This is a genomic window from Aeromonas sp. 1805 (assembly GCF_013085525.1).
Taxonomy (GTDB): Bacteria; Pseudomonadota; Gammaproteobacteria; order Enterobacterales; family Aeromonadaceae; genus Aeromonas; species Aeromonas hydrophila.
In genome coordinates this window covers 2206899-2219460 of the sequence record NZ_CP038515.1, presented here as the reverse complement: position 1 = coordinate 2219460, position 12562 = coordinate 2206899, and the positions used below count along the sequence as shown (strand labels likewise).

Below are 12562 nucleotides of genomic sequence, written 5' to 3'. Positions count from 1 at the left end.
CATGCCTGCTATAAGCAGGTTTTCTCCCACACGGATTTCACTCGAAGCCCAGTCATCAGAGTGAATATTCCGTGGCCTTTATGCATAAAAAAGGCGCCTCATGGGCGCCTTTCACATCAGATGGCGACGGGCGCCTTGATACCGGGATGGGGGTCGTAACCCTCTATCTCGAAATCCTCGAACTTGTAATCGAAGATGGAGTCCGGCTTGCGCTTGATCACCAGGGTCGGCAGCGGGCGCGGCTCGCGGGTGAGCTGCAGTGCGGTCTGCTCCATGTGGTTGGAGTAGAGGTGCACGTCACCACCGGTCCAGACGAAGTCGCCCACTTCCAGGTCACACTGCTGGGCCATCATGTGGGTCAGCAGGGCGTAGCTGGCGATGTTGAACGGCAGGCCGAGGAACACGTCACAGCTGCGCTGGTAGAGCTGGCAGGAGAGCTTGCCGTCGGCCACGTAGAACTGGAAGAAGGCGTGGCAGGGAGCCAGCGCCATCTTGTCCAGTTCGCCCACGTTCCAGGCGGAGACGATGATGCGGCGCGAATCCGGATTGTGCTTGATGTCGTCCACCGCCTTCTGGATCTGATCGATGACAGACCCGTCAGCCGCCGGCCAGGAGCGCCACTGGGCGCCATACACCGGCCCCAGATCGCCGTTCTCGTCGGCCCACTCATCCCAGATGCTGACGCCGTGCTCTTTCAGATAGGCGGTGTTGGTATCGCCATTGAGGAACCACAGCAGCTCGTGAATGATGGAGCGCAGGTGGCACTTCTTGGTGGTGACCAACGGAAAGCCTTCCGCCAGATTGAAGCGCATCTGATGGCCGAACAGGGAGACGGTGCCGGTACCGGTACGGTCGGATTTGACGGTGCCTTCATCGAGGATCTTCTGCATCAGGTCGAGATAGGTTCTCATCGCTTTGCCTCCTTCAAGGTCCCACCAAACGGGTTCACAGCCACACAGGCAGGCTGCGACAGGATCTTCTGTACCAGACCGAGATAGGCTCGCATTACTTTGCCTCCTTGACGCGGTTACCGAACAGCTGCGGCCGCTTGTAGGCAACCCAGATCATCAGGGCACCGATGACGATCATCGGGGTGGAGAGGATCTGGCCCATGCTGATCTCCTGGAAATAGAGACCGAGCTGGCTGTCCGGCTGGCGCACGAACTCCACCAGGAAGCGGAACAGGCCGTAGAACAGCAGGAACATGCCGGAGATGGCGCCACGGGGCGGGTTCTTGCGCCAGAACAGGTTGAGGATGATGAACAGTACCACCCCTTCCAGCGCGAACTGATAGAGCTGGGACGGATGGCGCGGCTCCGGGCCTGCCTCCGGGAAGATGATGGCCCAGGGCACATCGGTGACCCGGCCCCACAGCTCGCCGTTGAGGAAGTTGCCGATGCGGCCGACGCCGAGGCCGAACGGAATGAGCGGTGCCACGAAGTCAGCCACGGTGAAGAAGTGGCGATTGGTCTTGTGGGCAAACCAGACCATGGCGGTAATGACCCCGATCAGGCCGCCGTGGAACGACATGCCACCGGTCCAGATTTTGAACAGGTAGAAAGGATCGGCCAGGAACATGTCGAAGTTGTAGAACAGCACGTAACCAACCCGGCCACCCAGGATCACCCCGAGGAAGCCGTAAAACAGCAGGTCCGAGACCTCGTTGCGGGTCCAGCCACTGTTCGGCGCATCCGCGCGGCGCCCCGCCAGCCACATGGCAAAGGCGAAACCAAACAGGTACATGAGACCATACCAGCGTACCGATAGTGGTCCCAAACTGAATGCTACGGGATCAATCTGCGAGAAAACCCAATATCCATCGTGCTGCATATGCGGCCCCAGTCATAAGAAAAGCCGCATTTTCCGATCATTCGTCAGCAGGGACAAGGCATGATTATCAATCAGTCTGTTTCGTTTTGTGACCGGCGCGCAGCAAACCGCCCAAGCCGTGCTCTTCCAGATAGCGGGCAAACAGGCCGCGCAGCACGTGCGGGTTGTCGTGCTTGAGGCCATCCGTCAGCAGCACCGTCAGTTCGCTCAGGGTCGACTGACGCAGCACGTACTTGATGCGGGCGATGTTGTGCGTGTTCATGCTGAAGCGGCGATAGCCCATGGCCAGCAACAGCAGCACCCCGACCGGATCACCGGCCAGCTCGCCACACACCGACACCGGCTTCTGGTAACGATGGGAGGCATCGACCAGCAGTTGCAGGGCGCGGATCACCGCCGGATGGAAGGCATCGTAGATGTTGGCGACCCTGGCGTTGTTGCGATCCACCGCCAGCAGGTACTGGGTCAGATCGTTGCTGCCCACCGACCAGAAATCGATGAGCGGTGCCATTTCGGGCAGGATGTAGAGGGCGGAAGGCACCTCGATCATCACCCCCAGGCTGGGATAGCGGATCACCGCCTCACGGCTGGCCGCCTCTTCCGACACTTCTCGCCAGGCCTGATCCAGCAGGCGGCGGGAAGCCTTGATTTCGCTGACGCTGCTGATCATCGGCAGCATGATGGCCAGATTGTCCAGCCCTTCGCTGGCCCGCAGCATCGCCTTGAGCTGCACCAGGAACAGTTCGGGGTGATCCAGGGTGAGCCGGATCCCCCGCCAGCCAAGGAAGGGATTTTCCTCGACGATGGGGAAATAGGGCAGCTGCTTGTCGCCGCCCACGTCCAGGGTCCGCATGCAGACCGGCCGGTTGCGGTAGGTCTCCAGAATGCCGCGATAACGGGCGGTTTGCTCCCACTCGGAGGGGAAGCTGTCCTGCAGCATGAAGGGGATTTCGGTGCGATAGAGGCCGACCCCGTCCGCCAGCTGATTGAGGGATATTTCGGTGTCGGCACTGAGCCCGGCGTTGAGCAGCAGGGAGACAGGCACGCCGTCGGCTGTCTCGGAGGGCTGGTTGTCGACGCTGCGCACCAGGGTATCGAGCGCCCGCTCCTCGCTCAGCAGCTGGCGGTACTCGGTCAGGATCACCTGATTGGGCTCGATGAAGAGATCGCCGCTGTAGCCATCGACCACCAGCATGCGACCGCCGATGTCGCCGAGCGGCAGATCCACCCCCATGATGGCCGCCACCCCCATGGCGCGAGCCAGAATGGCGGCGTGGGAGTTGGTGCCCCCCTTGAGGGACACCACCCCGGTCAGAAACTCGCGGGGGACTTCGGCCAGGATGGTGGCCGTCACCTCGTCGGCGACCAGCACCACCGGCTCGCCGATGGCGATATGCTCGGGTTCGTTTTGCACCAGCCGGCTGATGAGCCGCTGGGCGATGTCCTTCACATCGGTGGAGCGTTCCTGCAGGTAGGGGTCCTTCATCCCCTTGAACTGATCGATCAGCCGGTCACTGATGAGCTTGACCGCCGATACCGCCGTCCAGTGCTCCTTGCTCACCTTGTTGCGAATGGGCTTGATGTAGCCCGGATCGTTCAGCAGATGCAGGTAGATGTCGAAGATGGCGACCGAGTCCTGGCTGTAGCTCTCGCGAAACCGCAGTGCCAGGCTCTCCAGATCATGGCGCACCTCCTCCACCGCCACATTCAGCCGCTCCAGCTGTCTGGCGTGATCCTCATCCTTGCGCGGGGTGATGGAGTTGAGCTCCTTGCGCGGCCGCCACACCCAGGCCTTGGCCATGGCGATGCCGCTGGCACCGGCGATGCCGCGCAGCGGCTTGCTCCAGTCGGTCTTCTGCAGCCAGCCCTTGGCCTGGGCCTGGGCGATCCGGGCCGCCAGCTGGGCCGCCAGGGTCACCATGAAGGACTCTTCCCCCTCATCGAAGAGGCGGCTCTCCTTCTGTTGCACCACCAGAATGCCCACCACCTGACGCTGATGCATGATGGGGGCGCCGAGGAAGGAGCGAAACGCCTCTTCGGCCACATCGGGCAGGAACTTGAAGCTGGGATGGGAGGGGGCATCGGCCAGGTTGATCAGCTCTTCCCGCTGACCCACCAGACCGACGATGCCCTGCTCGAACGGCAGGGTGGCCTTGCCCACCGCCGACTCGGCCAGACCATCGGTCGCGGCCAGCCGGTAGCGGCGCATCTCGGGTTCTGAGACATAAACGGAACAGCAGTCCACCATCATGGCCAGCCGGGTCTGGCTGACCAGTGCCTGCAAGGCCAGCTCGAGGGTATTGGCCTCGGCCATGCTTTCGACGATGCGTCTGAGTTCCGTTAACAACTAATCTGTGCTCCTTAACGGGGGCGATTGCGCCGCCCATCCTTCTTGTTGACCTGAACTGCCGGCACCGGCATCGCCAGCGGGGCAAACTCCTTCATTACCCGTCGATAGACTTCCCGCTTGAAGGAGACGACCTGACGGACCGGATACCAGAAGCTGACCCAACGCCAGTCATCAAACTCGGGATGACCATGACAGCCGAACTGGATCCTGGACTCCCTGCCCGGATCCAGCTGCAGCAAGAACCATTTTTGTTTTTGGCCAATACAGACCGGTGAACTGTCCCAACGAACGAGGCGTTTGGGCAAGCGGTACTTCAGCCAGTTGCGACTGGTGGCCATGATGGTCACATCTTCGGGCTTGAGGCCTATCTCCTCATACAGCTCACGATACATGGCCTGCTCCGGCGTCTCACCATCATCAACCCCTCCCTGCGGAAACTGCCAGGAGTGCTGCCCATAGCGCTTAGCCCACAATACTTGTCCGTCACGGTTACAGATCACGATTCCGACATTGGGACGAAACCCGTCGCCATCTATCACGTGATCACCTTATAAAGGCTGAATCTATAAGGGGATTGTTCCACATTCACCTCGTGGCAGCAAACAGGGACTGTGATCCCCCACTCATGAATAACTTTCAATTTCAAGCCGACTTATAAACAAATCCAAGGATCAACTGGACCAAGTTGCCCACCCAGACTGTGCATAAGCCTGTGAGCAAGCAGGTATATACAGTAGTTTCATTTATCTGATCCAAACCAGGCGACAGCATACCCCATGTTGATAAAAACAGAATATGTATTTAAATACATGGTGTTAAACAATCAATGCTGGATCAAGATCCATGTCTTTCACGGCCGGCGATCCGGGATCTCGATTGTGAACAAGTTCGACTGTTCAAAGATCCACCACGGCTATTTTATCCACAGGAGTGGCACACTATCTGCTCTGGAATTGCCGTTGAAATCGGTGCTGTTTCACATTTTTTTGTAACAATGGGCCAACTATTAGCACTTGCCAGCAGTTATCCAAGATTTCTGTGGATAACTGTGTGCAACAGCGCGAGCAAACCCTTGGACAACTATTTTGAGCCTGGATCCTGCTGGTCAGCGACCGACGGCATAGAGACAAATTTGTTTAAAATCATTATGATAAGTACTTACTCACAAAACAGCCCCCCCTGTGCATACCCCTGCCGGGATCGGTTATAAAAACAGCGATCCTCAGCGAGGATCAGAGTTGCTAGAATAATTCCCCTTTGCAGGAGTGACCCATGCCCACCAACCCCCAGTCAGAGCAGGAATTGCTGGCCCGCGCCTATGCCATGGCGGGCTTCACGCTGGCCCAGCTGGCCGCCACGGCCGGCATCGCCGTACCGGCGGATCTGCGTCGTGACAAGGGTTGGGTTGGTCAGCTGATCGAGTGGCAGCTGGGGGCCAGCGCCGGCAGCAAGCCCGAGCAGGACTTCCCGGATCTTGGCATCGAACTCAAGACGATCCCCATCGATCCTCAGGGCAAACCGCTGGAGACGACCTTCGTCTGCGTGGCACCGCTGATCGGTGTCAGCGGCCAGCAGTGGGAACAGTCCAATGTGCGCAACAAGCTCTCTCGCGTGCTCTGGATCCCGGTGGAGGGCAGCCGCGAGATCCCCATCGGTGAGCGCCGCATCGGCATGCCGCTGTTGTGGAGTCCGAATGAAGAGGAAGAGCGGCTGCTGCGCCAGGACTGGGAAGAGCTGATGGACATGATAGTGCTGGGAGAAGTGGAGCAGATCAGCGCCCGCCACGGCCAGGTGCTGCAACTGCGTCCCAAGGCGGCCAACAACAAGGCTCTGACCCGGGCCATCGGCCGCAATGGCCAGCCGATCATGACCCTGCCGCGCGGCTTTTACCTCAAGATAGGCTTTACCCACGGGCTGCTGCAGCGCCACTTTGCCCTGCCCGCTTGATCTCGGTTATCAACATCCTTGTCATAAAGTGATATAAAAATAGCCAGCAGCTATTTCTTCGCAATCAGGACAAGGAGGCGTCATGCCGATCAACAAGCAATTTCTCAAGTCCCGCCCCGAGGTCAAGGTGACCTTTGCCGTGGAAAAAGAGGCAGCAGGAGAGGCCGAGCAGGTGCTGTTGCTGGGGGAGTTCAGCCAGTGGCAACCCATCGAGCTCAAGCGGATGAAGAGCGGTGAGTTCAAGACCACCCTCAATCTGCCGACCGACGGTCCCGCTCATTTCGAGTATTGCTACCAGCTGGTGCAACCCAACGGGGAGACCCACTACGACAATGACTGGGCGGCGGATGACTACGTGCCCGGTCCCTTCGGACGCGACAACTCGGTGGTGCGGGTCAGCCAGCCAGGTTGAGCCGGCACCAGAAAGCGGATACAAAAAAGGCTCGCCATTGGCGAGCCTTTTCACTACCTGTCGAGCTTTTCGCCGACATACCGACACCAATTCGAATCGAATTAGTTGAGCTTCTCTTTGATACGAGCAGCTTTGCCGGACAGGTTGCGCAGGTAGTACAGTTTGGCGCGGCGAACATCACCACGACGCTTCAGTTCTACACTGTGGATCAGCGGAGAGTGAGTCTGGAATACACGCTCAACACCTTCGCCGTTGGAGATCTTGCGAACGGTGAAAGCAGAGTGCAGACCGCGGTTACGCTTGGCAATAACGATGCCTTCGAAAGCCTGCAGACGCTCTTTACCACCTTCTTTAACACGAACTTGAACACGTACGGTGTCGCCCTGGGCAAAAGCCGGGATGTCGGTACGCAGTTGCTCTTGTTCAAGCTGCTGAATAATCTTGCTCATTGTCTTTCCTTACCTAGGATAAACTGAAAACTCTACTTAACGCTGTCACGCACTTCGCGGACATACTCGGCAAGAAGTGATTCTTGCTCGTCAGTCAGAGCTAGGTTGTTAATAAGTTCCGGCCTTCTCTGCCAGGTTCGTCCGAGCGATTGCTTGAGCCGCCAGCGCCGAATCACTTCGTGATTGCCGCTTGTCAGCGCCTCTGGCACCGCCAATCCATCCAACAACTCCGGCCGAGTGTAGTGGGGATGATCCAGCAGGCCATCCGTGAAGGAGTCCTGCTCGGCACTGGCCTGATCGCCCAAAACCCCAGGGACCAGACGCGAAACCGCATCGATCAGGGTCATGGCAGGCAACTCGCCACCACTTAACACGTAATCCCCGATAGACCACTCTTCGTCGACTTCGGTTTGTATCACGCGTTCATCGATACCTTCGTATCGACCGGCGACCAGAATCAGTTTCTGACTCGTCGCCAACTCGGTTACGCCCGCTTGAGTCAGCTTGCGTCCCTGAGGAGAGAGATAGATGACTTTCGCCCCGTCTCCCGCCGCTTGCTTGGCTGCATGAATCGCGTCACGCAGCGGCTGAACCATCATTAACATGCCGGGCCCACCACCATAAGGACGATCATCGACCGTACGGTGTTTGTCGTGGGTAAAGTCCCGGGGGTTCCAGCACTCAATCTGCAGCAGGCCACTCTTGACGGCCCGACCCGTTACCCCGTGCTCGGTAATGGCTCGGAACATTTCAGGGAAGAGGCTAATCACCCCAATCCACATAAGAAACCTCCGGCACCCGTGTTAGCGCGGGAAACTAGAAACCAGGATCCCAATCAACTTCGATTGTTCGAGCAGTCAGATCAATGTTCTTGATCACCTGCTCTTCCAGGAACGGAATCAACCGCTCCTTCGCACCAAAGGCATCTTTTACATTGGCCTCAACCACCAACACATCGTTGGAGCCGGTTTCCATCAATTCGGTCACCTTGCCCAGGTCGTATCCCTTGGTGGTCACTACCGAGCAACCAATCAGGTCACGCCAGTAGAACTCGCCCTCAGGCAACGCAGGCAACAGATCGGCGGCTACGCCAATCTCGACATTGGTCAATGCTAGGGCATCCTCGCGCACGTCGATACCATCGAGTTTGCAAATCAGACCCTTGTTGTGACGCTTCCAGGATGAAACCTGAATTTCACGCCACACCCCGTTCTGATTGATCAGCCAGGGGTTGTAATCGAAAATCGCTTCGGCAACATCGGTGAAGGAGTTCACTTTAAGCCAGCCCTTGATGCCGTAAACGGTACCCAGGGTGCCCAGAACTACAGGTTTTTCCACCTTAACTCCTTACCGTTTGGCTGATTAAGCAGCTTTGGCAGCGTCTTTGATCAGCTTGGCAACGCGGTCAGAAACAGCGGCACCAGTACCAACCCAATGCTCGATGCGAGCCAGGTCCAGGTTCAGCTTTTCAGCGTTACCAGAAGCAACCGGGTTGAAGAAACCAACGCGCTCGATGAAACGACCGTCACGGGCGTTACGGCTGTCAGCAACTACTACCTGGTAGAACGGACGCTTTTTCGCGCCACCACGTTGTAAACGAATGGTTACCATATCGTCCTCATTAACATCTAATGAACAAGGCCCGCAAACACGCGGACCCTAGCTTAAAATAAGCCGCGTAATTCTACTTGGATTCGTAATAATTGCAACCAAGCCAGCCATTTTTTGCACAAGCGGCCCCATGAAAAGGGCTCACCCGTGGTGAGCCCCTGACGTGTGCATGACGACCCGGCAATCAGAAGGGGCCGCGGCCACCACCGAATCCGGGCGGCAGCATGTTCTTCATCTGCCCCATCATCTTGCGCATGCCGCCCTTGCCGGACATCTTCTTCATCATCCGCTGCATCTCGGTGAACTGCTTGAGCAGCTTGTTCACGTCCTGCACCTGCATGCCGGAACCCGCGGCGATACGACGCTTGCGAGAGCCCTTGATGAGGTCGGGATGGGCACGCTCCTTGGGCGTCATGGAGCTGATGATGGCCTCCATCCGCACGGTGAGCTTGTCATCCATCTGATCCTTGATGTTGTCCGGCAGGCCGGACATGCCCGGCAGCTTGTCGAGCATGCCCATCATGCCGCCCATGTTGCGCATCTGGGCCAGCTGCTCGCGGAAATCTTCCAGATCGAAGCCCTTGCCGCTCTTGACCTTGCTGGCCAGCTTGGCCGCCTTCTCTTTATCGACGTTGCGCTCCACCTCTTCGATGAGGGAGAGCACGTCGCCCATGCCGAGGATGCGGGAGGCCAGACGATCCGGGTGGAACGGCTCCAGCGCATCGGTCTTCTCGCCCATACCGATGAACTTGACCGGTTTGCCGGTGATGTGGCGCACCGACAGGGCGGCACCACCGCGAGCATCGCCGTCCGCCTTGGTCAGGATCACGCCGGTGAGCGGCAGCGCCTCGTTGAAGGCCTTGGCGGTGTTGGCGGCATCCTGACCGGTCATGGCATCCACCACGAACAGGGTCTCGACCGGCTTGATGGTGGCGTGAAGATGCTTGATCTCGTCCATCATGTCGCTGTCGACGTGCAGGCGGCCGGCGGTATCGACGATCACCACGTCATAGAACTTCTTGCGCGCCTGATCGATGGCCGCATTGGCGATGTCGACCGGCTTCTGGCTGGCATCGCTCGGGAAGAAGTCGACACCGATGTCATTGGCCAGGGTTTCCAGCTGTTTGATCGCTGCCGGGCGATAGACGTCGGCACTGACCACCAGCACCTTCTTCTTGCTGCGCTCTTTGAGCAGCTTGGCCAGCTTGCCGACCGTGGTGGTTTTACCGGCCCCCTGCAGACCCGCCATCAGGATGATGGCCGGTGGCTGGGCCGCCAGATTGAGCTGCTCGTTGGCCTCCCCCATCACGGAGACCAGTTCGCCATGCACAATCTTGATGAAGGCCTGGCCCGGGCTCAGGGACTTGGCCACTTCCTGGCCAACCGCCCGCTCCTTGACGCGAGCCACGAAGTCACGCACCACCGGCAGGGCGACGTCCGCCTCGAGCAGCGCCATGCGAACTTCGCGCAAGGTCTCTTTGATGTTCTCTTCGGTCAGACGACCACGGCCGCTGACATTGCGCAGGGTGCGCGAGAGTCGTTCAGTCAAATTCTCAAACATGACGCATTCCGGTTCTTGGCGTAACAAATGGGGGCATTATACCTCAGCCGGCGCAATGAGGACGATTATTCGCCGCACACGACGGTGGCCTGCCCTCAAAAAGGGCTGGCGGCTGGTATTTCGGCCGGTGCCGGCGCACCTTCTGGTGCGCGCCGCTGCGGCAGACTGCTGCCTATATATGGGCGGATCGGCGGCTGCACAACTGGCGAGCACATCTTGTGCAAGGTATACTGCCCTTCCTATTCCCAATCGCTTGCTCGACAACGACCCGGTTATGATCGTGATCTCTGTTCTGGCCCTGGCGTTCTATCTGCTGGCCATCATCGCCTCTCTGCACCTGCTGCTCAGTGCCAAACCAGTGGGACAAGCCCCCCTGTTTGCCTGCATCGGACTGGCCCTGATCGCCCATGGCACCGCCGTGGCCGGCGAAGTGCTGGTGACTCACTCCGGCCAGAATCTGAGCATGCTCAACGTAGCCTCGCTGGTCAGTCTCATCATCAGCAGCTTCATGACCTGCGTCACCCGCCGCTTCAACGGCTGGATCCTGCTGCCAGTGGTCTACAGCTTCTCGGCCCTGCTGCTGGCCGCCAGCGCCCTCATTCCCGGTCGCTACATCACCCATCTGGAGGCCCATCCCCAGCTGCTGTTGCACATTGGTCTGGCGCTAATGGCTTACTCGGTATTGATGATCGCCTGCCTGTTTGCGCTGCAGCTCGCCTGTCTGGACCGGCAGCTCAAATCGCGCAAGATCAGCCAGCTGCCCGCCATGCCGCCCCTGATGACGGTGGAGAAGCGGCTGTTCCAGCTCATCTCGGCGGGTCTGTTCCTGCTGACTCTCTCCATTGCCTCCGGCCTGTTCTTCCTCGAAGACATGTTCGCCCAGGGCAAATCCCACAAGGCCATCCTCTCGATCCTGGCTTGGTGCGTCTACGTGCTGCTGCTGTGGGGCCACCATACCCGTGGCTGGCGCGGTCGCAAGGTCATCACCTTGAGCCTGATCGGCAGCTTCATTCTGACCCTGGCCTATTTTGGCAGCCGCTTCGTCAAAGAAGTCTTGTTGAGCTGACCGCTACCCTTTTTATCACCCACTCCCACAGGAGCCCTTCTTGGACAGTATCTCAACGAGTACATTGCTGATTGTTCTCGTTATCTTGATCCTCTTGTCTGCTTTTTTCTCCAGTTCCGAAACCGGCATGATGTCCCTCAACCGCTACAAGTTGCGGCATCTGGCCCAGACCAAACACAAGGCTGCCCGCCGGGTAGAAAAGCTGCTCTCTCGCCCGGATCGCCTGCTGGGGCTGATCCTGATCGGCAACAACCTGGTCAACATCCTCGCCTCGGCCATCGCCACCATCGTCTGTATTCGCGTCTTCGGCGATTTGGGGGTGGCCATCGCCACCTTCGGCCTGACCCTGATCGTGCTGGTGTTTGGTGAAGTGACCCCCAAGACCCTGGCGGCCATGTTCCCGGAGAAGATTGCCTACCCGGCCTCCTGGGTGCTCAAGGGGCTGATGGTGCCGCTCTCTCCGCTGGTCTGGCTGATCAACGGCATCACCAGCGGCCTGCTCAAGCTGCTGCGGCTCAACCCCAGCAAGGATGACGCCCTCAATACCGAGGAGCTGCGCACCATAGTCAACGAGGCCGGCAGCCTCATCCCCCAGCGTCATCAGGAGATGCTGCTCAGCATTCTGGATCTGGACAAGATGACGGTGGAGCACATCATGGTGCCGCGCAGCGAGATCTACGCCATCGACATCAACGACGACTGGAAAACCATACTGCGCCAGCTGGCCCACTGCGCCCACACCAAGATCCTGCTCTATCGCGACAACATCGACGACGTGGTGGGCTTTCTGCACGCCCGCGACGCACTGCGGCTGATGGCCAGAGATCAGTTCAACAAGTCGAGCCTGCTGCGGGAGGTGGACGAGATCTACTTCATCCCGGAGGGAACGCCGCTCAACGTCCAGCTGGCCAAGTTCCAGCGCAACAAGGAGCGGATCGGCCTGATCGTTGACGAGTACGGCGACATTCAGGGGTTGATCACCCTGGACGACATTCTGGAAGAGATAGTAGGCGACTTCACCACCTCCATGACCCCCGCTCCCAGCGACGAGATCCACCCCCAGCCGGACGGCTCCTTCCTGGTGGAGGGCTCCGCCAGCATCCGTGAGCTGAACAAGGAGATGAGCTGGCAACTGCCCATCGACGGACCGAGAACGCTCAATGGCGCCATCCTGGAATACCTGGAGGAGATCCCCCAGCCCAACATCAGCTTGCGGCTGGCCGGTTACCCCATCGAGATCCTGGAAGTGGAGAACAACATGGTGAAGATGGCGCGGATAATGCCTGATTTATACCGTAACGAGTCTGGTTTTGAAGATTGAAAAAAGGCTGCCACT

The 12562-nt window shown here is 58.8% G+C and carries 13 protein-coding genes; 4 read left to right on the top strand and 9 right to left on the bottom strand.

Going from position 1 to position 12562, the window contains the following annotated elements; translation table 11 throughout:
* Positions 1–116: 116 nt before the first annotated feature.
* The 4 genes from thyA to rppH all read right to left on the bottom strand — a co-directional run bounded on the left by thyA (position 117) and on the right by rppH (position 4719).
* Entirely contained in the window at positions 117–911 is a 795-nt protein-coding gene (gene thyA, locus E5E96_RS10565) for a thymidylate synthase (RefSeq protein WP_085734213.1), read from the bottom strand.
* Positions 912–1005: 94 nt separating this feature from the next.
* A complete protein-coding gene (lgt, locus tag E5E96_RS10560) occupies positions 1006–1830 on the bottom strand; it encodes a prolipoprotein diacylglyceryl transferase (protein WP_171282111.1) in 825 nt (274 codons plus the stop codon).
* A gap of 67 nt (positions 1831–1897) precedes the next feature.
* On the bottom strand, positions 1898–4177 hold the full coding sequence (gene ptsP, locus E5E96_RS10555; RefSeq protein ID WP_024944576.1) for a phosphoenolpyruvate--protein phosphotransferase: 2280 nt from the start codon (positions 4175–4177) through the stop codon (positions 1898–1900).
* Between the two features lie 14 nt (positions 4178–4191).
* Complete coding sequence (rppH, locus tag E5E96_RS10550; protein WP_011704634.1) at positions 4192–4719, bottom strand: RNA pyrophosphohydrolase; 528 nt, start codon at positions 4717–4719, stop codon at positions 4192–4194.
* Between the two features lie 733 nt (positions 4720–5452).
* Between rppH and mutH the strand changes: the two genes are divergently transcribed.
* Together mutH and E5E96_RS10540 are read left to right on the top strand one after the other, a co-directional pair.
* The gene (gene mutH / locus E5E96_RS10545) at positions 5453–6127 is read left to right on the top strand and encodes a DNA mismatch repair endonuclease MutH (protein ID WP_016349416.1); all 675 of its coding nucleotides are present in this window, start codon (positions 5453–5455) and stop codon (positions 6125–6127) included.
* Between the two features lie 82 nt (positions 6128–6209).
* Entirely contained in the window at positions 6210–6539 is a 330-nt protein-coding gene (locus E5E96_RS10540) for an isoamylase early set domain-containing protein (RefSeq protein WP_011704632.1), read from the top strand.
* A gap of 101 nt (positions 6540–6640) precedes the next feature.
* On the opposite strand, the gene rplS is transcribed toward E5E96_RS10540, so the two are convergent.
* The 5 genes from rplS to ffh all read right to left on the bottom strand — a co-directional run bounded on the left by rplS (position 6641) and on the right by ffh (position 10160).
* The gene (gene rplS / locus E5E96_RS10535; RefSeq protein WP_005313505.1) at positions 6641–6988 is read right to left on the bottom strand and encodes a 50S ribosomal protein L19; all 348 of its coding nucleotides are present in this window, start codon (positions 6986–6988) and stop codon (positions 6641–6643) included.
* 32 nt (positions 6989–7020) lie between these two features.
* A complete protein-coding gene (gene trmD, locus E5E96_RS10530; RefSeq protein ID WP_042652118.1) occupies positions 7021–7770 on the bottom strand; it encodes a tRNA (guanosine(37)-N1)-methyltransferase TrmD in 750 nt (249 codons plus the stop codon).
* 34 nt (positions 7771–7804) lie between these two features.
* Positions 7805–8326, bottom strand: a complete 522-nt coding sequence (gene rimM, locus E5E96_RS10525; protein WP_011704630.1) for a ribosome maturation factor RimM — start codon at positions 8324–8326, stop codon at positions 7805–7807.
* 24 nt (positions 8327–8350) lie between these two features.
* On the bottom strand, positions 8351–8599 hold the full coding sequence (gene rpsP / locus E5E96_RS10520) for a 30S ribosomal protein S16 (protein WP_005341383.1): 249 nt from the start codon (positions 8597–8599) through the stop codon (positions 8351–8353).
* A 184-nt stretch (positions 8600–8783) separates the two neighbouring features.
* A complete protein-coding gene (gene ffh / locus E5E96_RS10515; RefSeq protein WP_011704629.1) occupies positions 8784–10160 on the bottom strand; it encodes a signal recognition particle protein in 1377 nt (458 codons plus the stop codon).
* A 274-nt stretch (positions 10161–10434) separates the two neighbouring features.
* Here ffh and E5E96_RS10510 point away from each other — a divergent pair, with 274 nt between their 5' ends.
* On the top strand, positions 10435–11226 hold the full coding sequence (locus E5E96_RS10510; RefSeq protein WP_124253177.1) for an inner membrane protein YpjD: 792 nt from the start codon (positions 10435–10437) through the stop codon (positions 11224–11226).
* A gap of 40 nt (positions 11227–11266) precedes the next feature.
* On the top strand, positions 11267–12547 hold the full coding sequence (locus E5E96_RS10505) for an HlyC/CorC family transporter (protein ID WP_011704627.1): 1281 nt from the start codon (positions 11267–11269) through the stop codon (positions 12545–12547).
* Positions 12548–12562 lie beyond the last annotated feature (15 nt).